Here is a 23,867-nt window from a genome sequence, read left to right as displayed (position 1 = left end):
GAGGTATTCATGAAACTTCAAACCCGTGTGGCCGTGATCGGCGGTGGCGTTGTTGGCTGTTCGGTATTGTATCACCTGACCAAACTGGGTTGGTCAGACGTGATGCTGCTAGAACGGTCCGAGCTGACCTCGGGCTCGACCTGGCATGCGGCGGGCGGATTTCACACTCTGAACGGCGATACCAACATGGCGGCGCTGCAGGGCTATACAATTCGTCTGTACAAAGAGCTGGAAGAGATCACCGGCATGTCATGCGGGCTTCACCATGTGGGCGGGGTGACGCTGGCTGACAATCAGGATCGGTTCGACATGCTGCTGGCCGAACGCGCCAAGCACCGGTTCATGGGGCTGGAAACCGAAATCGTCGGCCCGGATGAGATCAAGAAAATCGCGCCGATCACCAATACCGACGGCATCATCGGTGCGCTCTATGATCCGCTGGACGGGCACTTGGACCCATCGGGCACCACCCATGCCTATGCCAAGGCGGCCCGAATGGGCGGTGCCACGATCGAGACCCATTGCATGGTGCGTGAAACGAACCAGCGTGCGGATGGAACCTGGGATGTGGTCACCGACAAGGGCACGATCCACGCCGAACATATTGTCAACGCAGGCGGCCTCTGGGCGCGCGAGGTCGGCGCGATGGCGGGTGTTTATTTCCCGCTGCACCCGATGGAGCATCAATATCTGGTCACAGACTCGATCCCCCAGATCGAGGCGATCATCGACGCGGGCGGAGAGCATCCGCACGTGATGGACCCTGCAGGAGAAAGCTACCTGCGGCAGGAAGGGCGAGGGTTGTGCATCGGGTTCTACGAACAACCCTGCAAGCCTTGGGCCGTGGATGGAACGCCGTGGGAGTTCGGGCATGAATTGCTGCCGGATGACTATGACAAGATCACCGACAGTATCGAGTTCGCCTATACCCGCTTCCCGGTTCTGGCCGAGGCCGGGGTGAAATCGGTGATCCATGGCCCATTCACCTTTGCGCCCGATGGCAACCCTCTGGTCGGGCCGGTGCCGGGGATGCGCAACTATTGGTCCGCTTGCGGTGTCATGGCCGGATTCAGCCAGGGCGGAGGTGTTGGCTTGATGCTGGCGCAATGGATGATCGAGGGCGAGCCGGAACGCGATGTCTTCGCCATGGATGTCGCCCGGTTCGGCAACTGGATCAGCCCCGGCTATACCCGCCCGAAAGTGATCGAGAACTACCAGAAACGGTTCAGTGTCGCCTACCCGAACGAGGAACTGCCCGCAGCACGCCCCAACCGCACCACGCCGATGTATGACATCTTCAGCGAACTGGGCGCGGTCTGGGGTCAGCAATATGGGCTGGAGGTGCCGAACTATTTCGCGCATGGCGATGAGCCGGGCTTTGAGACCCCCTCTTTCCGCCGCTCGGATGCATTCGAGGCGACGGGCCGCGAGGTCCGCGCCGTCCGCAACGGTGTTGGCATCAATGAGGTGCATAATTTCGGTAAGTACCGGATCGCGGGGCCACAGGCGCGGGATTGGCTGGATCGGATAATGGCCGGGCGGATTCCGCAGCCGGGGCGCCTGTCGCTCACACCGATGTTGTCGCACAAGGGCAAGCTGATCGGGGATTTCACTGTGTCTTGCCTGAGTGAGACCGAATTCCGCCTGACCGCCTCTTATGGCAGTCAGGCCTTCCACATGCGCTGGTTCCAGCAAAACGCAATCGATGGAGTTTCCATCTACACCATCAGCTATCAACTCAACGGCTTCCAGATCGCGGGCCCGAAGGCCGCGCAGGTCTTGTCGGCCTGCACACGTGAGGATATTTCGAACCTCAGATTCATGGATGTGCGCCAGATGACAATCGGCATGACGGACTGCATCGTACAACGGGTCAGCTACACCGGCGATCTGGGCTATGAGATCTATTGCGATCCGATGGCCCAACGACAGCTGTGGTGGACCTTGTGGCAGGCTGGGCAGCCGTTTGGCATAACGCCCTTTGGCATGCGCGCTATGATGTCCCTGAGGCTGGATAAGTTCTTTGGCTCGTGGATGCGGGAGTTCTCGCCCGATTATACTGCGGCTGAGACCGGGTTGGATCGCTTTATCTCATTTTCGAAGAACGCCGATTTCATAGGTCGCGCTGCTGCAGAAGCGGACCGCGCAGCGGGTGCTGCACGCAAACTTGTGGCCTTCGAAGTCGATGCGGCAGATGCGGACGTCAACGCCTATGAGCCAATTTGGCTGGAGGGCGCTGTTGTGGGGTTCTGCACCTCGGGCGGCTATTCCCACCACGCGCAAAAATCCATCGCCCTGGGGTTCCTGCCAACTGACCGTGCGCAGGACGGTCTGGAAGTTGAAATCGAAATCCTTGGGGATCTGCGCAAGGCCCGTGTGATCTCGACCCCGCTGTTTGATGCGGATGGCGCGCGCATGAGGGGATGACTTACCGCCACTGGGGCGGCATGTTGTCCACATGATACAGATACCAATCCTGCTGCTGGCCGCCGGGCAATCAAGCCGTATGCGCGGCGCCGACAAGTTGATGCAAGAGATTGACGGTATTCCCCTGTTACGACGCTCGGCTTCGACCGCGATGGCAGCTGGACCGGTCATTGTCGCGCTACCGCCACGGCCTCATCCCCGATACGAGGCATTATCAGGGCTTGATGTGCAGATCGCACCAATCCCTGATGCAGCCGAAGGTATGAATGCCAGCCTGCGAGGCGCTTTGGCCCTTGTCAGCCTCGATGCGCCTGCGGCCATGATTATGCTCGCAGACCTACCGGACCTGACGCTAGACGATCTGAAGGCGGTGCTGCGCGCTCGCGAGCGGAACCCGGACCATCTGATCTGGCGAGGTGCTACCCAAAGCGGCAAACCCGGTCATCCGGTTCTGTTCGACCAGAGCCTTTTTGCCACCTTATCGCAATTGACCGGAGATACGGGTGCGCAATCCGTCATACGTTCGAACGGTGCGCGCCTGTGCTTGGTGCCCCTTCCCGGTCGAAACGCGCTGTGTGACCTGGATACACCGGAAGACTGGGCGAACTGGCAAAAAGTTCGGGACGGCAATACCCTGTCCCCCAAATAGCTGCGACCCGGTTGTTGCCAACCGGGCCGCGTACCCAATAAAGGACTACCACTTTCTTCAATCTCAAATGCGCGACCTAACGCCAAACGGGCTGGTCGACTATGCTGCGAAACCTAAACAAGACCCCCTCGTTAACATGCAACATACACTACCTGAGATTGAGAACACCGTCGGCACCCCCTAGTGCTTTCGGCTCCCCCTCACTTGGGTAAGGTTATTTACCCCGATCTGATCTCTCAAAACAATATAAAATTGGGCAAAACGAACCAGTTCAGGACTGCTCTTCTGGCTTTTGAGCAACATCCCGCTTTTGTCAACATTACTATAAGTTGTATCCGAGATCAGGCCCTTGCAACGAAACACCATTTATGAGCACGCATAATTGACCCAAAGGCAATAAAAATAGCCGGTTAGTACATGAATTTCTGCACCAGCAAATTCGACGCTCAACCCAAGGAAGATCACATAATTTTCGGATTTTGGGTGGTGCGCATTGTCCTCAAAAGAAAGGCAATGCAATAGATTTGATTGTTTGACGCCGATTTTGGCAACAATCCACTGATTCTTCGACGCGACCACTTAGGACTCAACGAATCCTCGGGCGGCGATGATCTGCACTCAACTGCTCCTTTGTGGCAAAATTAAGTTTTCTTAACGAAACCATCAGGTAACACCCAGATTATCGGCATATCTCCGGCTTTAACGCGCGGTTGCAATCGCGTGAAACACACAGGAGACCTAAATGAGCATCCGTAAATCCTCGCTTCTTTTGCCGCAGAAATCCGGCTGGATCGGCGCAAGCGCACTGGGCGCCGCGTTGCTTGCATCCACTGCCCTGCCCGCGCTGGCGGATGAAGCGCTGGCTGATCTGGTCGAAACCGTATCCCCTTCGGTCGTGACCATCATCGCCGAACAGGACCCGACCACTAGCCCTGCATCCGGCCAAGACTTTGACCTCGACACCCATCCGTTTGGTGAATTTTTCAAGCGCTTCGGTGGGCCCGAAGGCTTCCAGGCACCACAGCGCGGTCCGGCACAGGGTTTGGGATCGGGATTTGTGCTGGATGAGGCCGGGTACATCATCACAAATCACCATGTTGTCGACAATGCCACAACCGTAACCGTGCGCCTGAACGATGACCGGAGTTTTGAGGCCGAAGTGATCGGCACCGACCCGCTGACCGATATTGCCGTTTTGAAGATTGATGCGGGTGAAGCGCTGCAAGCCGTCGAACTGGGCAACAGCGATATCATCCGTGTGGGCGAAGATGTGGTAGCCATCGGCAACCCGTTCGGGCTCAGCTCGACCGTGACCACAGGGATCGTATCGGCAAAGGGCCGCAACATCTCGCAAGGGCCATATGCCGAGTTCATTCAGACAGATGCCGCAATCAACAAAGGCAATTCCGGCGGCCCCCTGTTCAACATGGAAGGCGAAGTTGTTGGCGTGAACTCGGCCATCTATTCGCCAAGTGGCGGGTCTGTTGGTCTTGGCTTCGCCGTGACCTCGAACATCGTTGAACATATCGCAGCCGACCTGCGCGACGATGGTCAGGTCAGCCGTGGCTGGCTGGGTGTTTCGATCCAGAATGTCAGCCCGGAACTCGCGGCTGCCCTTGGCATCGAAAAATCGACCGGTGCGCTGGTTTCAGATGTTGTGGCTGGCAGCCCAGCGGAAGGCGTCTTGCAACAAGGTGACGTTATCCTGAGCTTCAACTACGAAGCCGTTGATAACAGTGGCGATCTGCCGCTTTTGGTTGGCACCACCAAGGTGGGCACTGAAAGCACGCTGACCGTGCTGCGCAATGGGGATACGCAAGAGCTTCAATTGACCATCGGTCAGCATCAGTCGGCATCGGCCGAGGCGGATATTCCGGTCGATCCCGAGGTCTCGGGCACCCAACTGGGTGTGACCGTCGCTCCGCTGACCGATACCGCACGGGCCGAGATGGGTGTGGCACAGGGTGTCGACGGCGTGGTTGTGACTGATCTGCAACCAGACAGCCCGGCGGCTAAGGCCGGTCTGCAGCGTGGTGATGTCATTGTCAAACTGGGCAGCCAGGACACGCTGACACCTGACGCGCTGAAAGCGGCGTTGGACAGCGAAAAAACCGACCCGGCACTGGTGCTGATCAATCGCGGCGGCTACCAGATTTTCGTTGCGGTCGAGATCGCCTGACCCCAAGCCCGCGCACGCCTCATGATGGGGATATTTGGCGTGCGCCTCCCGGCCGGATTGGTTTGTCCGCAATCCGTCGGGCGTGCCGGGTGCGCGAGGCTGCACCCGGCACAGAGTTGTTGAGGCAGCCCCGTCAAAACCATGTGCTTTATACGGAAATTGTGTTTAAATTCCGATAGAAAGGAACACGATCATGAGCCGACGCCTTCTGATTGTTGAAGATGACGAAGACACACGGGACTTCATCGCCAAGGGCTTTGGCGAAGAAGGATATGTGGTCGAGGTTGCCGCCGATGGCCGCGAGGGTCTGTACCACGCGACAGATGGTGGGTTCGACGCCGTCGTGCTGGATCGGATGCTGCCCGGGTTGGACGGGCTGTCGCTGATCAAATCCATGCGCGCAGCCGGTTTGAAGACACCGGTTTTGATGTTGACCGCGATGAGCGCGGTGGATGAGCGTGTGAAGGGGCTCAATTCGGGCGCGGATGATTATCTGGTCAAACCCTTCTCGTTTCAGGAACTACATGCTCGGATCGAGGCACTATTGCGCCGCCCTCAGGAATCGGAAGAGACACCAACGCTGACCTGCAAAGACCTTGAAATGGACCTGCTGACCCGCAAGGTCACCCGCGACGGGCATGAGATCACCCTGACCCCGCGTGAATTCCAGATTCTGGAATTCTTCCTGCGCCGCAAGAACCGCGTCGTGTCACGCACCATGCTGCTGGAAGGCGTTTGGGATTATCACTTCGACCCGAACACCAATGTTGTCGACGTCCATATCTCGAAACTGCGCCGCCAATTGGATGAGGGTGGCGAAGCACCGTTGATTGAAACCGTCAGAGGTTCAGGCTACATGATGTCTGATGGATAACCTTCGGCTTTCCCTGAATAATTCCCGAACACGGCTCGTTCTGGCCAGTATGGTGCTCAGCATATTTTTGACGGCAACCGTACTGGCACTGGTCTATTTCACAGCCAATCGCAGCATTGAATCCGAAACCCGTTCGGTCGTTTCGGCGGAACTGACAGGGCTGGCCGATGAATATGAACGCCGCGGGTTGATCGGTTTGATCACAGCCATCGAACGCCGCCTTCCCAGTGCCTCAGAACGCGACGCGCTGTACCTGCTGACGGATCGGTTCGGCAACAAGCTGGTTGGAAACCTCAAGCAATGGCCCGAACATATTACGGCAGGCAGTGGCTGGGTAGAACTGGAACTGCGCCGTGCTGACAACGACCAACTCGTGCCGGTCTCAGCCGCCTCAATCCGCCTGCCCGGCCAGGAACGCCTGATCGTCGGGCGAGATGCTGTTGCGCGTCAGCAATTTGATCGGGTTCTGCTGCGATCCGTGGCGCTGGCCCTTGTCATCGCAATGGTTCTGAGCGTGCTCACCGGATGGCTGTTCACCCGGTTGGTTTTTTCCCGCCTGTCAGACATTGCCAGCACCGCAGAAAACATCGTCTCGGGTGATCTGTCCCGGCGTATGCCCTTGCGCGGCACCGGGGATGAGTTCGATCAGGTAGCCGGTACGCTAAACAATATGCTTGATCGGATCGAAGAACTGATCAGCAACCTGCGCACAACGTCGAACTCGATTGCCCATGATCTGCGATCCCCCCTGTCGCGTCTAAAACAACGGGTCGAGGCGCTGTCTGACCCGGGCAAAAGCGAGCAGGAGCGCGAGGCTGATATCGCCCGAGCCACTTTGGAAATCGACCACGTTTTGCGCATGCTCGGGCAGTTGACCGAAATTTCACGCGCAGAGGCCGGGCTGGGCCGCGAACAGTTTGAGCAGGTGGATTTGCAGCACCTCGTTGGTGATGTGATTGAACTTTATGATCCGGTTGCCGCCGATCAGAAAATCCAGTTCAAGGTCCAAGGAGGGGCTGCACCGGTTCAGGGCCACCGACCCTTGCTGTCACAAGCGCTGTCGAACCTGTTGGAAAACGCAATGCGATACGCGCCCGAGGACACGACCATTACCATCACAATTGGTGAGGACGATCAGTTTGCTCATCTGAGTGTGCGTGACCAGGGGCCCGGCGTTCCGCCCGAAGACCTGCCCCGCCTGCAGTTGCCTTTTGTCACGCTCGACCCTGCCCGGACCGAGCGCAATGCCGGGCTTGGCCTGGCGCTGGTTGCTGCGATCACGCATATGCATGGGGGGCAGTTCGCGGCCCGCAACTGCGATCCGGGCCTTGAGGTAACGCTGAACCTGTCGCGCCAAGCCTAATCAGGCGCCCCATCAATGGCCAGGTTCTTGTTTTTATAGCGTTTATCTTCGGTCACATCGGCACCAAACCACGCGGGCGGGGTGAAACCAAGTGCCTCGGATTCGCTGGAAAACTCCACTTCGACCAGCCGCAATGGTGCCAAAACGCCTTGAAAGATATCCAGCTCGAACTCCCGCCCATCTGGCAAACTGTTGGTAAAGCGTTCTTTTTCAACCCGTCGACCCTCGGTTTCGGGCCAAAAGGTTTCGAACTGTTCAGCGGACATCTCGGTCTCACGCTCCACCCGAACCAAACCGCCTGCATTTTTGAGTGTCAGGAAATACTGGTCATTCTTTTGCCGCAGGCGCAGTTCGGTCGAATCCTCGGGGGCCGTCAGATAGCCCTGTCGCACCACAGCCTTTTGAGCGCCGCTCAGGTCTGGCAGGTTGTTGACCAGAAACTTACGTTCGATTTCTTTGCTCATTTGGTCGAAACCACCCCGTTTTCCAACTCGTTGTAAAGTGCCTGATAGGCCGCCCCTGCCGCACCGCGCGGGGCATAGGTCACCACCGGTGCGCGATGTTGACCCATCTTTTCGATATCTGCCGCAAATGGAATGCTGCTGCGCATGAAGCGCTTGCGATAGGCTTTGCGCATCTTCTCCATCGTCTGCTGATGTAACGTTTTGCGCTGCTGCACCATTGAAAAGAACGCTTTCAGCTTCTTCTTCGGCAGTTTGTGCTGGTCGAAGAACCCAACCAGCTGCTCAAAGGTACGCTCTGATAACGTTGTCGGGATCACCGGCACAACGATCTGGTCTGCGGCCTTAAAGATGTTTTCGGACAGGGTCGAAAAGTTGGGCGGACAGTCCAGAATGATGACATCATAGTCACTGCCCGCAGCCATCAGCGCCTTCTTCAAGCGCGATCGGCTGTTCCGCATCCGCGACAGAAACACATCAAAATCACGATAGGTCAGGTTCGCGGGCAGAATATCCAGCCCTTCGAAATCACTGGCGCGAATGGCGCTGGTGAAACGTTTAACATCCTCGAAAAACCGCGCATCCGTCAGCTTCTTCGAAGGTTTCACACGGAAATAGAACCCCGAGGCCCCTTGTGGATCGAGATCGCACAGCAAGACCAGCTTGCCCGCCGCTGCATAGGCGTGGGCCAGATTGACCGAAGTGGCGGTTTTTCCAACACCGCCTTTGTTGCTGTAACAGGCAATGATTTTCATTCCTCACTCCTTGGACCGATGAAACAGGTGGCGAAACAACTGGCGCGTTTCTGGGGCATCGAACTGCTGGAAATTGGCGATCACACGGTCACGCTCGGCCCGTTGCCGTTGATCCAGCACCGCGATCAGCCCACCGACCGCTAGACCGATCTTTACATCAACGCGTCCTTGGGCGTTGGATTGCTGCGCGGAGAACTGCTGCAACGCCTCTTGCTGGACCGAGTAGTCATTGAACAGGCCCAGATTATCCTGAAGCTTTTTCAACGGCTTAAGGATCGATTTGAAGTCTCTCGCATCGTAAAGAGGCGCAAAGAACTCCATCAGATAGCGCAGTTTCTTACAATCGATCCGCAGATCATGCACAGTCTCATCCGGTGTTTCAGGCGTGATGCTGCGCGCAATCTTGCAGACCTTACGATAGCGCTTCCAGATCAGGGCGCAAGCGTAGTCATAGGCCCCGCGCTGCGCATTTGGCCCCGGTTGCAGACCCTCGGTGGTGCTAAACAGCGCCGTTAGCTCTGCCATCTGACTTTGATAGGCTTTGCTGCGTAACCTGCGGGTCAGCCGCGAGAGTTCCTGCATGCGTTCCTTCTGGAATTGCCCGAACATGGCATCCAGTCCCGGGTGAAGTGTGTGCGGCACAAGGCTGTAATATATGTCTTTTTCCAGAAGATAGACATCCAAATCCCGCACGCGCCCGGTCGGGGTCATCATATCTGAGAAGGTCTTTTTTAGCGTAGCGGTCTGATCGTCAGAGAAAACCCCTTTGAACAAGCTGATGACAGATCGTATTCGGCGCAGAGAAACACGGTAATCATGCAGGAATTCGGTGTCGATATCAGCGATAGCTCCGTTTTCATTCTGCCGCGCAACTTTCAGAAAAGTAAAGATAATATCAGTAGCCACCTGAAGTGAAGGCTCTGATCGTCCCAAAGTGATCTCGGGCTTTGCCCGATATGGGGCCTCATCCGGCTCCAAGGCTTGAACAATCGCAGACAGGTCAGCTCTGTCCGAGCCAGCCGCCAACATCGCGTCGCAGGCGCGGAGGTAGACCTTGTCATATCCCCGCAATCGACTGAGGCGAATAATCGTCGCCTGCCCGTTTACCGTCGACAAAACCGTGACGCGACCACGCACCTGGGTTTTCTCGAGATCATCCAGAACGGCAAGGCTGCCCTCCTCGACCTCGCCCGAGGCAATTGCCATCAGCGCGCGCAGTTTCGGAAATCCTTTCAAAGCGTCGCGCAGCGGGCCGTCTGGCAAGTCTTGTACAAAACGCCTTTGGCCCTTGCATCTTTGGCTCAAACGCGTGCCTTGGCCATCCAGCAGGTGCAATGACCCGCCGAACTCCAGCAACATCCGACCGGATGCGCGGATCGACTGGTCATGACAATCCAGCAGAACAAAGGGCTTGGAAGCCCGTTCCGGATCATATCGCAGGTTCAGCCCGACAAACTCAGATGGATCAAACGCGCCGCGCAGGACAAACAACGTCTCTGTCTCTAATCTCATGAGGACATGAAATCTTCAGATCCGTCGGAACACAAGCAAAACCGGAATGCGTCAATGCTGGGGTGACAGCGCTTGGTTGGACGTTTAAACCAAACCCATGTCCGAACCTGTGTCCTCGATCAGAAATCTTGGCCCCGCCTTCGAAGAAGCTTGCGCCCGTGCGGGGATACACTCCGCGCAGGACCTACGTGAACTGGGCGCGGATGAGGCCTATACCCGACTGTTACAGGCCGGAACCAAGGCACATTTCATCGGGTACTACGTGTTGGTCATGGGTCTTCAGGGTCGCCCATGGAACGATTGTAAGGGCGAAGAGAAGAAGCAATTACGCGAAAGGTTTGAGGCGATCAAAGCCGGCGCCAAACCCGCAGCGGAAAGCCAGTTGGTCTCAGACCTGAACGCGATCGGGGTGCGCGTGTCCGCAAGTGATCTGAAACAGGTTTGAACGAAAAAGGCCGCCCCAAACGGAGCGGCCCGAAATCAGCAGGAAACGCTGGCTTAGCCGACTAGTTCGATACCCGAGAAGAAATATGCGATCTCAACTGCAGCCGTCTCCGGCGCGTCCGACCCGTGGACCGAGTTTTCACCAACCGATTCAGCGAATTCGGCGCGGATGGTGCCGGGGGCTGCGTCTGCGGGGTTGGTTGCGCCCATGACTTCGCGGTTCTTGGCAATGGCGCCTTCGCCTTCCAGAACCTGAACAACAACCGGAGCCGACGACATGAATTCACACAGTTCGTCATAGAACGGACGCTCGGCGTGGACGTCATAGAATTTGCCTGCCTGAGCTTTGGTCATGTGGATGCGCTTTTGTGCCACGATGCGCAGGCCGGCTTCTTCGAACTTGGCATTGATCTTGCCAGTCAGGTTACGGCGGGTTGCATCAGGTTTGATGATCGAGAATGTGCGTTCCAGTGCCATTTTGGCCTCTCCTTACAATGTGACGCGGGGCCCGCGCCGAAATCCATCGCGCGCCGCGTATCACGGTATTTGCCTTATGAAAAGTGTTATGATGGTTCACGGCTCAGATCGCCTGGGGCAGCGGGTCGATCCTGTCCAACCTGCGGACGTAAAGCACCGCCAAAAGGCCAGCAAAACTGCTGCCGCTCATCATGCTCAGCACCAGATACGGGCCATTTTCGGGGCTGACGAATGCACCCGTCATCGAGGTCAGGAAGGCACCAAGCGCCACGACCATCGCCCCGGACAACCCCGCAGCGCTTCCTGCCAGTTTGGGCCGGACCGACATCGCTCCGGCCGAGGCATTGGCGTTGGTCAAACCATTGCCAAATCCCACACAGATGGCCGACCCGAAAAACACCCAGACTGAGCCGTGACCGCCTACAAACAACAATAAACCGAAGAACGGTCCAACCGAGGCCACGATCCGTCCACATAGGATCATCGTGGTTAGCCGGGTGTGCGCCGCGATGCGTCCAGTGACAAAATTGCCCACCATGAAGCCACCTGTGATGATCCCGATCCCTAAGCCCAGCATCGCCGGGCTGAGGTCGAACCACGCAGCGGCGACCAGGGGCGCGCCAGTGATGAAGCTGTAGAACCCGCCGATCGAAAACGCGGCACATAGTGCATAACCCCAAAATCGACGGGCGCGAAATAAATGCGGGTACTCTTTCAATTGCGCGACCAAGGTTGATGAACGGTCTGTGTTGGTCTCTCCCATGTCGAACCACAGCAAGGCCAACAGCCCTGCCCCCAGAACCGAATACAAAACGAACCCCGCGCGCCAGCCGAACAGCATGTCCAGCGCGCCGCCCAGCATTGGACCCAGCATAGGCGCGAGCGCCATGGCCATCGCAACATATCCTAGCTTGCTGGCGGCTTCGTTGGGCGGATATCGATCCCGGATCGAGGCACTGGACAGAACCGACCCGGCTACGACGACGGCCTGCAACAGTCGGAAACCCAGAAAAACCCAGATCGACTCGGCCAGCGTGCATCCGATTGATGCGATCACGAAGACGGTCATGCAGATCAACAGAACCGGCCTGCGCCCAAACCGATCTGACAGCGGCCCCATGATCAGTTGCAGCACCGCCGAGACGGCCAGATATCCTGCCACTGACAAGTTCACGAGGCCATAGTCGACCGCGAAGTCGTCGCTCATATGCGCCAGCGAGGGCAGGAACATATTCAACGACAACACGGAAAGTGCGGTGGCGAAGATCAGCGTGATCAGATGTGGGGGCGTCCGGGCCGCGCGCATGTCGAAAACCGTGTCAGATAAGCAAACGACACAGCGCTAACACATTGACCGGCGCTTGAACATGCCAAGCCGCTGGCAGCTGCATCACGGCTCTGCTAAGAGCCCCCTCATGCTACGGATCGAAGACATCACTTATGCCGTTGAAGGCCGCCCCTTGTTCGAAGGGGCCAGCGCGACCATCCCCGATGGCCACAAGGTCGGTCTGGTGGGGCGGAACGGCACCGGCAAGACTACTCTGTTCCGTCTGATCCGCGGAGAGTTGGCGTTGGAATCCGGCGCCATCTCGATCCCGAAACGCGCGCGGATTGGTGGGGTGGCGCAAGAAGTGCCCTCATCCGATGTGTCCCTGATCAACACCGTTCTGGCGGCTGACACAGAACGCAGCGCGCTGATGGCTGAGGCCGAAAGCGCCACGGACCCTGCTCGTATTGCTGATATTCAAACCCGTCTGGCCGATATTGACGCTTGGTCGGCTGAGGCACGGGCGGCGTCGATCCTCAAAGGGCTAGGGTTTGATGACGAAGACCAGTTGAAACCCTGCTCCGATTTCTCGGGCGGTTGGCGAATGCGCGTTGCTCTGGCGGCAGTGCTGTTCTCGCAGCCCGATCTGCTGCTACTAGACGAACCGACCAACTATCTGGATCTGGAAGGCGCGCTGTGGCTGGAAAGCTATCTGGCGAAGTATCCGCATACGGTCATCATCATCAGCCACGACCGAGGGCTGCTGAACCGCGCCGTCGGCTCGATCCTGCATTTGGAAGACCGCAAGCTCACCTATTACGCCGTGCCTTATGACAAATTCGCCGAACGCCGCGCGGAACGTCTGGCACAGGCTGAATCTGAGAACGCCAAGGCCAAGGCCCGCATCGCCCATCTGCAAAGCTTTGTGGATCGCTTTCGCTATAAGGCGTCGAAGGCCGTGCAGGCCCAATCCCGCCTAAAAATGATCGAACGCATCCAGTTGGTTTCGACCCCGCAAGAGGCCGCGTTGCGCGCGTTTTCATTCCCCGAACCCGAAGAACTATCGCCGCCCATTATCCAGATCGAAGGTGGCGTGACCGGTTACGGCGAGACTGAAGTGCTGCGCCGTCTGAACTTGCGCATTGATCAGGATGATCGCATCGCGCTGCTGGGCAAGAACGGTCAGGGTAAATCGACCCTGTCCAAGCTGCTATCCGACAGATTACCCCTGATGGCAGGTAAGATGGCCCGCTCCAACAAGCTGCGCATCGGCTATTTCGCCCAGCATCAGGTGGATGAGCTATATGTGGATGAAACGCCGCTGGATCATCTGCGCCGTCTGCGCCCAGATGAGGCTCCGGGCAAGTGGCGGTCGCGTCTGGCTGGGTTTGGTCTGAATTCGGATCAAGCCGACACCGAGGTCGGGCGTCTATCGGGAGGCCAGAAAGCGCGGTTGTCGCTTCTGATCGCCACTATCGACGCGCCACATATGCTGATCCTGGACGAACCGACCAACCATCTGGACATCGAAAGCCGCGAGGCGCTGGTCGAGGCGCTGACCGCTTATTCCGGGGCGGTTGTGCTGGTCAGCCACGACATGCACCTACTGTCGCTGGTGGCCGACCGGCTCTGGTTGGTCTCGGACGGCACCGTAAAGCCCTTCGATCAAGACCTCGAAGCCTATCGAGCGATGCTGCTGGCCCGCGACAAGCCGGTGAAGCAAAAGCCTCAGGCAACAAAGCCCAAGCGCCCCTCGCGGGATACCATGCTGGCACTGCGCGCCGATCTGCGCAAGTGCGAGGACCGGATCGAGAAGTTGACAGATATGCACGAGAAACTCTCGGCCAAACTGGCGGACCCGGCCTTGTACGAAGATGACAGGATCGATGATCTGGAAACCTGGAACCGCAAATTCGCCGAAGTCACCGAGGCCATGCAAAAGGCCGAGGCGCTGTGGGTCGCGGCCGCCGAGAAACTAGAACAGGCCGAGAGTGCCGCATGATTGACGCTGCCTTCTTCATCACCGCTTTCACCACCTTGTTCGTCGTGATCGACCCGTTCGGCACCGCGCCCATTTTCGTCGCCATGACACAGGATATGGACGCGCGCGCAAGGCGGCGCACGGCCTATCGCACCTGTTTGGTTGCAACCGGCATTCTGATTGCCTTCGCCGCCTTTGGTGAGGCGGTTCTGGGCTTTGTCGGCATCTCGATGGAGGCGTTCAAAGTTGCCGGTGGCGCGCTTTTGTTCCTGACCGCGTTGGACATGTTGTTCGAACGCCGCACCAAACGGCGCGAGGATCGGGCTGAGGAAGAGGAACACAATGATCCGTCGGTCTTTCCGCTCGCCATCCCTTTGGTCGCCGGGCCGGGATCGATTGCGACGATTATTCTGTTGTCCGGACAGCATCCGGGTCTTCAAGGAATTGCGGCGGCAGTGGCCGTGATGCTGGCTGTCATGGCGGTGGTTCTGTTGTTCTTTCTGGCAGGTGGCCTGATCGCCCGCATTCTGGGCAAAACGGGCTTGAATGTGCTGACCCGTCTGCTGGGTATGCTGCTGGCGGCTCTGTCTGTTCAGTTCATTCTGGATGGCCTCAAGGCCTTTGGGTTTGCCTCGTAAATCCCCATATAGAGTATAGAATAAACTGTAAGGGCAACGGCATGAATGGCGACGATATCGGGCGTTTGGTGTATCTGGTCGTGCTTGGCGCGGCCATATTGCTGTGGTTTGTCGCCCAGAACCGTCAGTCCCTGAACAAAACCCTGCAACAGGTCATGGCCTGGGTTTTTATCTTCGTGGGGGTCATCGCGGTCATTGGCTTGTGGGAGGATATTCGATCCTCGGTCAGCCCAGCCCCGCAGATGGCGGTCACCGGCGATATGATCGAGGTGCCGCGTGCCCAGGACGGGCATTATTACCTGCCAGTCACCGTGAACGGCGAACCCATTGTGTTTCTTGTGGATACCGGGGCCAGCCAAATCGTGCTCAGCGCGCAGGATGCGGAACGTGTGGGTATCGACCCTGATCAGCTGAACTATTTCGGGCGCGCAATCACGGCAAATGGAGAGGTTCGGACAGCACCTGTGCGGCTGGACAGTTTCGAACTGGGTCCGATTGCGGACCGCAATGTTTCGGCCTGGATCAACGAAGGAGAGCTGCACCAGTCGCTGCTGGGCATGGATTATCTGCACCGATTTTCCAACATCCAGTTCACCGATGGCCGGATGATCCTGTCACGTTAGGCGCGTTCGCAACTTGAGAACAAAGTGAGAACATGATATGTGCATATCATGTCTGCTCAGCTTCTTGGCGCCAAGCCCGCGCGCCCCGCGCCGGGGGTCAAACTTCATGATGAAGTCACCCTGCAACAGGGCCGCGTGCACGAAGCCTGCGGCCCCGCCCGGCGCAGCTTCGCCATGTGGCTTGCCGGGCAGACCCAAGGCCCGGTCTTGTGGATTTCTCCCGCATGGGAGCTGGGCCAGCTGAACCCCCACGGAATGGTCGATTTTGCTGACCCCGGAAGGTTTCTCTTTGCGCGCCCCAAACGGGCCGAGGACCTGCTGTGGTGCATGGAAGAAGCCCTGCGCAGCCGAGCCGTTCCGCTGGTCATCAGCGATTTGCCTGGCGCGCCGGGCCTGACACCGGTGCGGCGACTGCATCTGGCAGCGGAACAGGGTGACATAGGGCAGCCCCCGCTGGGTCTGTTGCTGACCCCCGGCGACGGTGGTGCGCAGGGGGTCGAAACGCGTTGGCACATGGCCGCTGCACATCGGGATGAGGCGAACCGCTGGATCCTGACCCGCCGCCGCGCCCGCGCCCTGCCCCCGGCGAGTTGGCAGGCCACTATGGCAGCCCCTCGCGCACAGATGCATCTGCAACCTGCGAGAAGCGACGAAGACCGTTCACGCAAGATGTGATTGGCCGGGCCAAGGCGATCGCCCTAGCGTTTCCAACAAATAAGCGCGCTCATCGATTGTTGCCGGCGAACCACCCACGGCAATTGATTTGAGATCGGAGCGAATAAGACTGCAAGCTCGCGTGTTAACCAATCATTACGTCCTGCGTTCTAGCGTCAGGACAGCAGATATCAGCACAGCGGCGGATCTGACCACATCCGGCATGGGCAACACAGGCGAAAGGGATCGGCATGACCAGAATGACCAGACGCAGTTTCGTAGCTGGATTGGCACTATGGCCCAGCTTGGGGGCGGCACAATCCGTGATGATCCCCTATGCGCTTGCGCCAAAGGGCACATCGGTGGGGTTCACCTTTGATCTGTCCGGGGTGGCGCAATCGGGCACCATGCCGATCCAATCTGCCAACATTCAGCTGGATACAAAACGCCTGCAAAACAGCAAGGTCGATGTCATCCTGAATGTGGCCGCCGCGCGAACACGTTTGCCCTTTGCGCGCGGACCCATGTTGGGCGAAAGCGTGCTCAATGCTGATGCGCATCCGACCATTCGCTTCACCTCGACCAAAATCCAGCTTGGTCCAGGCGGGCGCATCTCGGATGGGGCCTCGATCAAAGGCGACCTGACCGTACGCGGCATTACCCGGCCGGTGACCCTTAATGCAGCGCTTTATCGTGCGCCCGGCAGCGCTGCGGATGATCTTGATGCCCTGTCGATCCAGCTGACTGGTGCGCTGGACCGTCATGCATACGGAGCCTCCGGCTATCCCGATCTAGTTGATGAGACGGTTGGCCTGAACATCATGGCGCAGATCACACGCCTGAACTAATCCGAGAATTCGCAAAAAACGACACCTAGGCGTCGATAAAACGTGCGCAAGTTCTGCAAGACCGGTAGAGCGTGGTCTCATTATGCGCACGATCATTTCCTTTGCCGCCCTCTTCCTGTCCGTCATTCTGTTGCAACTGTCGACAGGTGGCGTTGGGCCACTGGATGCGATCTCGGGCATAACACTGAACTTCACGACCGAACAGATCGGTCTGCTGGGGTCGGCGCATTTCATTGGCTTCTTCATCGGTTGCTGGTGGGCGCCACGCCTGATGGGCAGCGTCGGGCATTCGCGCGCGTTTGCCGTGTGCACGGCCCTGGGCGCGATGGGCTTGATCGGGCATACCCTGACCGAAAACCCCTATGTCTGGGCCGCGTTGCGGATCGCGTCAGGCACCTGCGTGGCCGGGTGCTATACAGTCATCGAAGCCTGGCTGAACGCCAAGGTTACGAACGAAACGCGCGGGCGGGCGATGGGAACCTATCGCATCGCGGATCTGGGAGCCTCGCTCAGCGCGCAGTTGATCATCGCGGTTTTGCCGCCTGCATCTTATGTTTCGTATAACCTGCTGGCGATCCTGTGCTGTGCATCGCTACTGCCGTTGACATTAACGCGGGCCAGCCAACCTCAGACCCCCAGCGCCCCACGCCTGAGGCCCAAACTGGCCTGGGCCTGTTCACCGCTGGCCGTTGCTGGCGTGATCGTTTCGGCGCTGAGCTCTGCATCCTTCCGCATGGTTGGCCCGGTCTATGGGCAAGAAGTGGGTTTGAGCTTGGATCAGATCGCCTTTTTCCTCGCCTCCTTCGTCTTGGGCGGGGCGCTGGCCCAGTACCCGCTGGGTTGGCTGGCCGACAAATACGACCGGCGCTGGGTTTTGATCTGGCTTTCCGCTGCCGCAGTACTCAGCTGTGGGGTCACAATGGCCGCCAGCGGGGCGGGAACACTGGGCGTGATGCTGGCGGCAGGTTTCTTTGGTCTGACCACCTTCCCTATTTTCTCGCTATCGTCCGCCCATGCCAATGATTTTGCCACCACCGAACAACGGGTCGAACTGTCTGCGGCCCTGATGTTCTGGTACGCGCTGGGCGCAATCGCCTCGCCCTATGTGTCTTCGACATTGATCGAACAATTCGGCCCAGGCGCTTTGTTCGCCTTTGTGGCCGTTGGACATCTGGGGCTGATCGGCTTTGGTTTGGCCCGCATGCGGTCTCGCCCAACACCTGACGCGCGGACCAACTACGTCTATGCCCCGCGCACCTCGTTCACAATCGGAGGTCTGCTAAAACGATCGCGCGAGGGGAAAGAGTAAGCTCGATTGGCATCTCATCGGCCACGATTCAATCCGTCTCTCAGTCGAAATAGCAGCGTTTGCAGTTTTTGCAGTTCCGATTTGTCCAGCCCTGTTTGCTCAATCATGCAAGAGGTGATCTCTGGCGCTTTGTGCTTGAGAGCCAAACCCTGCTCGGTCAAGAAAACCTCTACCGCGCGTCCGTCAGTTTGACTGCGCGACCGGGTTACGTGGCCCAGGTTCTCCAGTCGCTTGACCAACGGTGTTAGCGTGCTGGTCTCCATCCCGAGTTGCTGGGCAAGCGTATTGATCTTTTGTCCATCATGCTCCCACAGCAAAGTTAGCGTGATGTATTGCGGATAGGTCAAACCCAACTTCTTAAGGTGTGGTGAGTAGGCACGGTTAATTGCGTGCGACGCGGTATAAACGCCAAAACAAAACAGATCATCCGCCTGCTTAGGGATATCAAAACTGTCCAATTCAAAGCCTCATTTATATCGCGCACGATATTATCCTTGACATAAACACTGGTTTCGTCAACTTTGCATTTTAGGTCGCGCACGATACAAATGGAGAGTGAAATGTCCTGGCTACCCAGTTTGAAAACTCAAACACCAGAAGAAGGTTATGAGCTTGCAGTGAAATTGTCCCGTATGGCAGTCAAACTGGCGCAACCCGATGATGCAGCCCGCAACCGGATGCGCCCTGAATATGCAAATAACGCGGATAGTTTGATTGGTGTCTCTCACGTTGTGGCCGTCAACTTTCAGACCGTCTCGCATGCAAACAATTTCTGGAAGTAACGCTCAGAAAAGAAAAATGGGCCGGGAAATCCCGGCCCATTTGGTTTATTGGTCGCTACGCGTTTCGTCTTCGACCAGATCGGCAGTGTCTGGCGATGTGATCGCTGGCTCCGGGGTCGCCTCAAGCGCACCGTTCACCACGCCACCAACACCGTTTTCCATAGACAGGCCCAGTTCTTCGCCCAGCTTCTTGAGCGCGGGCATCTGCACCGCCATACCCATGATCGAGTCAAGCGCCTGATTGACCACCGGCTTGTCGCTGTTGGCCGCCCCACCGGTCGCGCCCGCACCGATGCCACCGACCTGATGGATCTTGATCGAGTCGATCTTTTCCGCAGGCTTGACCATTTCCGAAATGATCGAGGGCATGGTTTCGATCCGTGCCATATCGACCTTCATGCGGATTTGTGCTGCGGACAGAGCGTTGTCGGCCTCAACAATCGCGCGCTTACCTTCCGCTTCGGCCAACATGTCGTTCTTCTTGGCCTCGGCCCGAATGTTCAGCGCGTCGGCTTCGGCCTGCGCCTCTTCGCGGCGGGCTTCGGCGCGGTCAGCGGCGGCCTCTTTCTCGGCCTGCGCAGACAAACGGATCGCTGTGGCCTGACGTTCCGCCTCACGCGTGGCTTCGATCAGAACGATTTGCTTCTGACGCTCGGCCTCGGCCACCTCACGGGCGGTTGCCACGGCTTCGGTCGCCTTGGTCGCCTCGGCCCGGGCCAGGTCAGCCGATGCACGCGCGCGGCTTTCCTCTTCGGATTTCTGTGCGATGATGATCTGTCGCTCTTGCTCGGCCACTTCGATCTCACGCTCTTTGGCAATCTCCGCGTCGCGGATCTTGCGTTCGCGTTCGATTTCGGCTGAGCGGATGGCCTCTTCCCGCGCAATCCGCGCCCGTTCGGTTTCCCGCACCGAATCCTCGGTCCGTGCAGCAATCTCAGCCTCCTGCGCGACGCGCAGAGTTTCGACCTGTTGCGTCTGCTCAATCCGCGCCTGTTCTTCATCCTTTTCGATCAACAGCTTCTGACGCTGGGCTTCCATGGCTGCGCGACGCACCTCAACCTCGGCCTCGGCATCGATCTGCGCACGCTCTTTCTTTGAGGTCGCAATCACCTCGGCCAGCTTGCGCATACCCACCGCGTTAAAGGCGTTGTTTTCGTCCAGCGCCTCAAAAGGTGTCTGGTCCAGCGCAGTCAAAGAGACCGATTCAAGCGACAAACCGTTCTTCAATAGGTCCTCGGACACTGCATTCTGAACCTCTTGCACAAAGTCGGCGCGATTTTCATGCAAACCGTCCATGGTCATTTGCGCCGCCACAGCGCGCAGACCGTCGATCAGTTTACCTTCGATCATCTCACGTAGCTGTCCGACATCAAAAGTCCGGTCACCCAAGGTCTGCGCAGCGCGTGCGATCCCTTCTTCGGTGGCCATAACCGAGACGTAGAACTCGACACCCACATCAACCCGCATACGGTCCTTGGTGATCAAAGCAGCCTCGCCGCTGCGTTGCACTTCAAGGCGCAGGGTCTTCATGTTGACCGGGCTGACCTCGTGCAACAAAGGCACGATGATGACGCCGCCATCCATAATGACCTTCTTGCCACCTGCCCCGGTTTTCACCAGGCTAACTTCGCGGGTTGCGCGTTTATAAAGTCGGCCCAGCACCAGGCCGATGAACAGGACGACCGCCAAAATGGTCGCAACTGTGGTGATCAGGAAAGTAAGTTCCATGCAAAATCCTCCGATTTAGGGTTAAATTTTTGTCAGTTCGAAAGGCCGACCAGAACGAACCGGTCTTGCTGTCGGTCGCGCAGCACCAGCACTTCGGTACCCTGTTCCAGCGTGTCGCTGTCTTGCAGCGGCTCGGCCCGCAGGTAGTGCGCATTGCCAAAGCGATCCATGACCCTAACCTCGGCCGGGCGTCCGCGCGATGCGGTGCCTTGCGAGATGAAGCCACGACGACGGGCCAGCATCCGCTCGGACATCGCCTCGGTCTCGGTTTTGGGCAAAAGGCGCGCAAAGACGCCCCCAAAGCCGCGTGCAAACCAAAGACCAAAGGCTCCAGCAGGTAGGGCAGCCACCCAGCCCGGCAGGTCAAAGCCCAACAGATCGCGCAGTGCTAGCTGCAGGCCCATGCCTGACAGGCCGAAACCGGCCAGCAGAACAACAAGCCAGATCATGACCGGTACCCTGCCGATACCCAGCCAGGCCAAAGGACCTGCTGAGGCGACCGTGGTCGCGTCAGGTTCGACATCCGCCAGCTCAAAATCGCCCAGATCGACATCCGCGTCGATGTCGAGGTCAAAACTGCCGACATCCAGATCCGGCCCGTAAGCCATATCCAAATCAAGATCGCTTTCGCCCGCCATAAGGCTAGCCCCCAGCAGCAAAGCTATCAGTTCTAGCGCCAGAAGGCCGAACAGCAATGCAAGCGCCAGGGTAAAGGGCGCAAAAGCACCCTCGAGCAAAAAGTCGAACATAGGGAAATAGCCCTCGTTATTGTATACTTTGGTATACCAATAAGATGGGAGTTCATCGTCGAAATTCAAGAGGTTGTGATTCAATATTACAACCTATGGGTAGTTTAGCGCGCGACACTTCGGGAATCACTGACCTTTGGTCAACCTGTTTTTTCCATATCGTGGCGCCGAAAATGTCATCCAGATGAAAGCCGGGGTTTTTCTGGCCGGTCACATAAGGTAGACGGGCGCGCAGACAGATACGTGGAAACGCAAAATGGCCCGGATTCTTATTACCTCGGCGATCCCCTACATCAACGGGATCAAACACCTCGGCAACCTGATCGGTTCGCAATTACCTGCCGATCTTTACGCACGTTACCAGCGTGGCCGTGGGAATGAGGTTATGTTCCTCTGCGCCACCGACGAGCACGGTACGCCTGCTGAGCTGGCTGCCGCCAAGGCGGGTAAGCCAGTGGCCGAATATTGCGCCGATATGTATGCGGTGCAGGCCGATATCGCCAAACGCTTTGGCCTGAGCTTTGATCACTTTGGTCGCTCCTCAAGTGAACAGAACCGCAAGCTGACCCAGCATTTCGCGGGCAAATTGGATGAGGCCGGTCTGATCCGTGAGGTTAGTGAAAAACAGATCTACTCGAACGCCGATGGTCGTTTTCTGCCGGACCGGTATATCGAGGGCACCTGCCCCAATTGTGGCTACGACCGCGCGCGTGGTGACCAGTGCGAGAATTGCACCAAGCAGTTGGACCCAACCGACCTGATCGAACCGCGCAGCGCCATCAGCGGCTCGACCGATCTGGAAGTGCGTGAAACCAAGCACCTCTATCTGCGCCAATCGGCGATGAAGGATCAGCTGGATGCCTGGATCGACAGCAAGGCCGATTGGCCGATCCTGACCACATCTATTGCCAAGAAGTGGCTGCATGACGGCGACGGCCTACAGGATCGCGGCATCACCCGCGATCTGGATTGGGGTGTTCCGGTCAAGAAAGGCGATCAGGACTGGCCGGGGATGGAGGGCAAGGTCTTTTACGTCTGGTTCGACGCGCCGATCGAATACATCGCTTGCGCCAAGGAATGGGCCGATGCGAATGGCAAGACGGATGCTGATTGGCAGCGCTGGTGGCGCACTGACAAGGGCGCGGATGACGTGCGTTACGTACAGTTCATGGGCAAGGACAACGTCCCCTTCCACACGTTATCCTTCCCGGCCACCATTCTGGGTTCGGGCGAGCCGTGGAAGATGGTCGACCACCTGAAATCGTTCAACTATCTGAACTATGACGGTGGTCAGTTCTCGACCTCTCAGGGTCGCGGCGTGTTTATGGACCAAGCGCTGGAGATCCTGCCAGCCGATTACTGGCGCTGGTGGCTGCTGAGCCACGCACCGGAAAGCAGTGACAGTGAGTTCACGTGGGAGAACTTCCAGCAATCGGTGAACAAGGACCTTGCTGACGTCCTGGGCAACTTCGTCAGCCGGATCACCAAGTTCTGCCGTTCGAAATTCGGTGAAACCGTGCCTGAAGGCGGACGTTTTGGAGAACGCGAGACTGCGCTGATCGAAGACATCTCCAAGCGTATCCGCACCTATGAAACCCATATGGAGTCGATGGAGGTCCGCAAATCGGCGCAGGAATTGCGCGCGATCTGGGTCGCAGGCAATGAATATCTGCAAGCCGCAGCCCCGTGGTCGACCTTCAAGGAAGACCCGGAACAGGCCGCCGCACAGGTGCGTCTGGGCCTGAACTTGATCCGTCTCTATGCCGTGCTCAGCGCGCCGTTCATCCCAGACGCCTCAGCACGGATGCTGAGTGCGATGAACACTCTGAATACAAGCTGGCCCGACAGTGCCGATGACGCGCTGAACGCCCTGCCCGCCGGGCACGCGTTTACGGTTCCGGACGTATTGTTCGCAAAGATCACAGATGAGCAACGCGAAGACTGGCAAACCCGCTTTGCCGGAACGCGCGACTGATAGGCAGGCTGTTTTGGTCTGACAACTGATCAGAGGCGAAGGTTCCAACCTTCGCCTTTTTCGTTCTCTGCGCTCTGATTATCCGCAGGTTCAGCACCCAAATCTACATCTGTTGCACATCTAAGTTGGCCTGCAATCAGAACAATTTCTGGCCCACTCCAACATATGGCAC

22 protein-coding genes are annotated in these 23,867 nt (G+C 57.9%); 14 read left to right on the top strand and 8 right to left on the bottom strand.

What is annotated here, in order from left to right; all coding sequences use genetic code 11:
• Positions 1-9: 9 nt before the first annotated feature.
• The 5 genes from ACR0KG_RS07865 to ACR0KG_RS07845 all read left to right on the top strand — a co-directional run bounded on the left by ACR0KG_RS07865 (position 10) and on the right by ACR0KG_RS07845 (position 7,492).
• On the top strand, positions 10-2,427 hold the full coding sequence (locus tag ACR0KG_RS07865) for a GcvT family protein (RefSeq protein ID WP_480826933.1): 2,418 nt from the start codon (positions 10-12) through the stop codon (positions 2,425-2,427).
• Between the two features lie 31 nt (positions 2,428-2,458).
• A complete protein-coding gene (locus tag ACR0KG_RS07860) occupies positions 2,459-3,076 on the top strand; it encodes a nucleotidyltransferase family protein (protein ID WP_480547200.1) in 618 nt (205 codons plus the stop codon).
• Between the two features lie 742 nt (positions 3,077-3,818).
• Entirely contained in the window at positions 3,819-5,255 is a 1,437-nt protein-coding gene (locus tag ACR0KG_RS07855; protein WP_480826932.1) for a Do family serine endopeptidase, read from the top strand.
• Positions 5,256-5,448: 193 nt separating this feature from the next.
• Positions 5,449-6,129, top strand: coding sequence for a response regulator transcription factor (locus ACR0KG_RS07850; protein ID WP_170530173.1), 681 nt, complete (start codon positions 5,449-5,451; stop codon positions 6,127-6,129).
• Positions 6,122-7,492 carry an ATP-binding protein gene (locus tag ACR0KG_RS07845; RefSeq protein ID WP_480826931.1) on the top strand — a complete coding sequence of 457 codons (1,371 nt, stop codon included), beginning with the start codon at positions 6,122-6,124 and terminating at the stop codon, positions 7,490-7,492. Before ACR0KG_RS07850 ends, ACR0KG_RS07845 begins: the two co-directional genes overlap by 8 nt.
• On the opposite strand, the gene ACR0KG_RS07840 is transcribed toward ACR0KG_RS07845, so the two are convergent.
• Genes ACR0KG_RS07840 through ACR0KG_RS07830 form a run of 3 tightly spaced genes read right to left on the bottom strand, consistent with a single transcriptional unit; the run spans position 7,489 to position 10,220 of the window.
• Positions 7,489-7,956: a CYTH domain-containing protein gene (locus ACR0KG_RS07840; RefSeq protein WP_480826930.1), complete on the bottom strand. Its 468-nt coding sequence runs from the start codon at positions 7,954-7,956 to the stop codon at positions 7,489-7,491. The genes ACR0KG_RS07845 and ACR0KG_RS07840 overlap by 4 nt on opposite strands.
• Positions 7,953-8,708, bottom strand: a complete 756-nt coding sequence (locus ACR0KG_RS07835; RefSeq protein WP_480826929.1) for a ParA family protein — start codon at positions 8,706-8,708, stop codon at positions 7,953-7,955. Before ACR0KG_RS07835 ends, ACR0KG_RS07840 begins: the two co-directional genes overlap by 4 nt.
• A gap of 3 nt (positions 8,709-8,711) precedes the next feature.
• Positions 8,712-10,220 (bottom strand): CHAD domain-containing protein, encoded by a 1,509-nt coding sequence (locus tag ACR0KG_RS07830; protein ID WP_480547188.1) that lies wholly within the window; start codon positions 10,218-10,220, stop codon positions 8,712-8,714.
• A 97-nt stretch (positions 10,221-10,317) separates the two neighbouring features.
• Between ACR0KG_RS07830 and ACR0KG_RS07825 the strand changes: the two genes are divergently transcribed.
• Entirely contained in the window at positions 10,318-10,665 is a 348-nt protein-coding gene (locus tag ACR0KG_RS07825; protein WP_480826928.1) for a TfoX/Sxy family protein, read from the top strand.
• Between the two features lie 53 nt (positions 10,666-10,718).
• On the opposite strand, the gene ndk is transcribed toward ACR0KG_RS07825, so the two are convergent.
• The gene (gene ndk, locus ACR0KG_RS07820; RefSeq protein ID WP_008757405.1) at positions 10,719-11,141 is read right to left on the bottom strand and encodes a nucleoside-diphosphate kinase; all 423 of its coding nucleotides are present in this window, start codon (positions 11,139-11,141) and stop codon (positions 10,719-10,721) included.
• A 103-nt stretch (positions 11,142-11,244) separates the two neighbouring features.
• Complete coding sequence (locus ACR0KG_RS07815) at positions 11,245-12,447, bottom strand: multidrug effflux MFS transporter (protein WP_480826927.1); 1,203 nt, start codon at positions 12,445-12,447, stop codon at positions 11,245-11,247.
• Between the two features lie 109 nt (positions 12,448-12,556).
• Between ACR0KG_RS07815 and ACR0KG_RS07810 the strand changes: the two genes are divergently transcribed.
• From ACR0KG_RS07810 to ACR0KG_RS07785, 6 genes are all read left to right on the top strand, one after another.
• On the top strand, positions 12,557-14,410 hold the full coding sequence (locus ACR0KG_RS07810; RefSeq protein WP_480826926.1) for an ABC-F family ATP-binding cassette domain-containing protein: 1,854 nt from the start codon (positions 12,557-12,559) through the stop codon (positions 14,408-14,410).
• Positions 14,407-15,027 (top strand): MarC family protein, encoded by a 621-nt coding sequence (locus tag ACR0KG_RS07805; RefSeq protein ID WP_170530189.1) that lies wholly within the window; start codon positions 14,407-14,409, stop codon positions 15,025-15,027. Before ACR0KG_RS07810 ends, ACR0KG_RS07805 begins: the two co-directional genes overlap by 4 nt.
• A 41-nt stretch (positions 15,028-15,068) precedes the next feature.
• Positions 15,069-15,650 carry a TIGR02281 family clan AA aspartic protease gene (locus tag ACR0KG_RS07800; RefSeq protein WP_170530191.1) on the top strand — a complete coding sequence of 194 codons (582 nt, stop codon included), beginning with the start codon at positions 15,069-15,071 and terminating at the stop codon, positions 15,648-15,650.
• A gap of 48 nt (positions 15,651-15,698) precedes the next feature.
• Positions 15,699-16,325: an ImuA family protein gene (locus ACR0KG_RS07795; RefSeq protein ID WP_480826925.1), complete on the top strand. Its 627-nt coding sequence runs from the start codon at positions 15,699-15,701 to the stop codon at positions 16,323-16,325.
• 230 nt (positions 16,326-16,555) lie between these two features.
• Positions 16,556-17,152, top strand: a complete 597-nt coding sequence (locus ACR0KG_RS07790; protein WP_480497953.1) for a YceI family protein — start codon at positions 16,556-16,558, stop codon at positions 17,150-17,152.
• An 82-nt stretch (positions 17,153-17,234) separates the two neighbouring features.
• Positions 17,235-18,461: an MFS transporter gene (locus tag ACR0KG_RS07785; RefSeq protein WP_170530197.1), complete on the top strand. Its 1,227-nt coding sequence runs from the start codon at positions 17,235-17,237 to the stop codon at positions 18,459-18,461.
• A gap of 14 nt (positions 18,462-18,475) precedes the next feature.
• On the opposite strand, the gene ACR0KG_RS07780 is transcribed toward ACR0KG_RS07785, so the two are convergent.
• Positions 18,476-18,919 (bottom strand): MarR family winged helix-turn-helix transcriptional regulator, encoded by a 444-nt coding sequence (locus ACR0KG_RS07780; protein WP_480826924.1) that lies wholly within the window; start codon positions 18,917-18,919, stop codon positions 18,476-18,478.
• 102 nt (positions 18,920-19,021) lie between these two features.
• On the opposite strand from ACR0KG_RS07780, the gene ACR0KG_RS07775 reads away from it, so the two are divergent.
• Positions 19,022-19,243: a hexameric tyrosine-coordinated heme protein gene (locus ACR0KG_RS07775; protein ID WP_480542849.1), complete on the top strand. Its 222-nt coding sequence runs from the start codon at positions 19,022-19,024 to the stop codon at positions 19,241-19,243.
• Between the two features lie 45 nt (positions 19,244-19,288).
• On the opposite strand, the gene ACR0KG_RS07770 is transcribed toward ACR0KG_RS07775, so the two are convergent.
• A complete protein-coding gene (locus ACR0KG_RS07770; RefSeq protein WP_480826923.1) occupies positions 19,289-20,971 on the bottom strand; it encodes a flotillin family protein in 1,683 nt (560 codons plus the stop codon).
• Positions 20,972-21,003: 32 nt separating this feature from the next.
• Complete coding sequence (locus ACR0KG_RS07765; protein WP_480826922.1) at positions 21,004-21,720, bottom strand: OB-fold-containig protein; 717 nt, start codon at positions 21,718-21,720, stop codon at positions 21,004-21,006.
• Positions 21,721-21,976: 256 nt separating this feature from the next.
• On the opposite strand from ACR0KG_RS07765, the gene metG reads away from it, so the two are divergent.
• A complete protein-coding gene (gene metG, locus ACR0KG_RS07760; RefSeq protein ID WP_480826921.1) occupies positions 21,977-23,695 on the top strand; it encodes a methionine--tRNA ligase in 1,719 nt (572 codons plus the stop codon).
• The last annotated feature ends 172 nt before the right edge of the window (positions 23,696-23,867 follow it).

The sequence above is a fragment of the Ruegeria sp. H4 genome (assembly GCF_056533065.1).
Note: the sequence above shows the minus strand (reverse complement) of the source record. Positions and strands in the feature narration are given on the sequence as shown.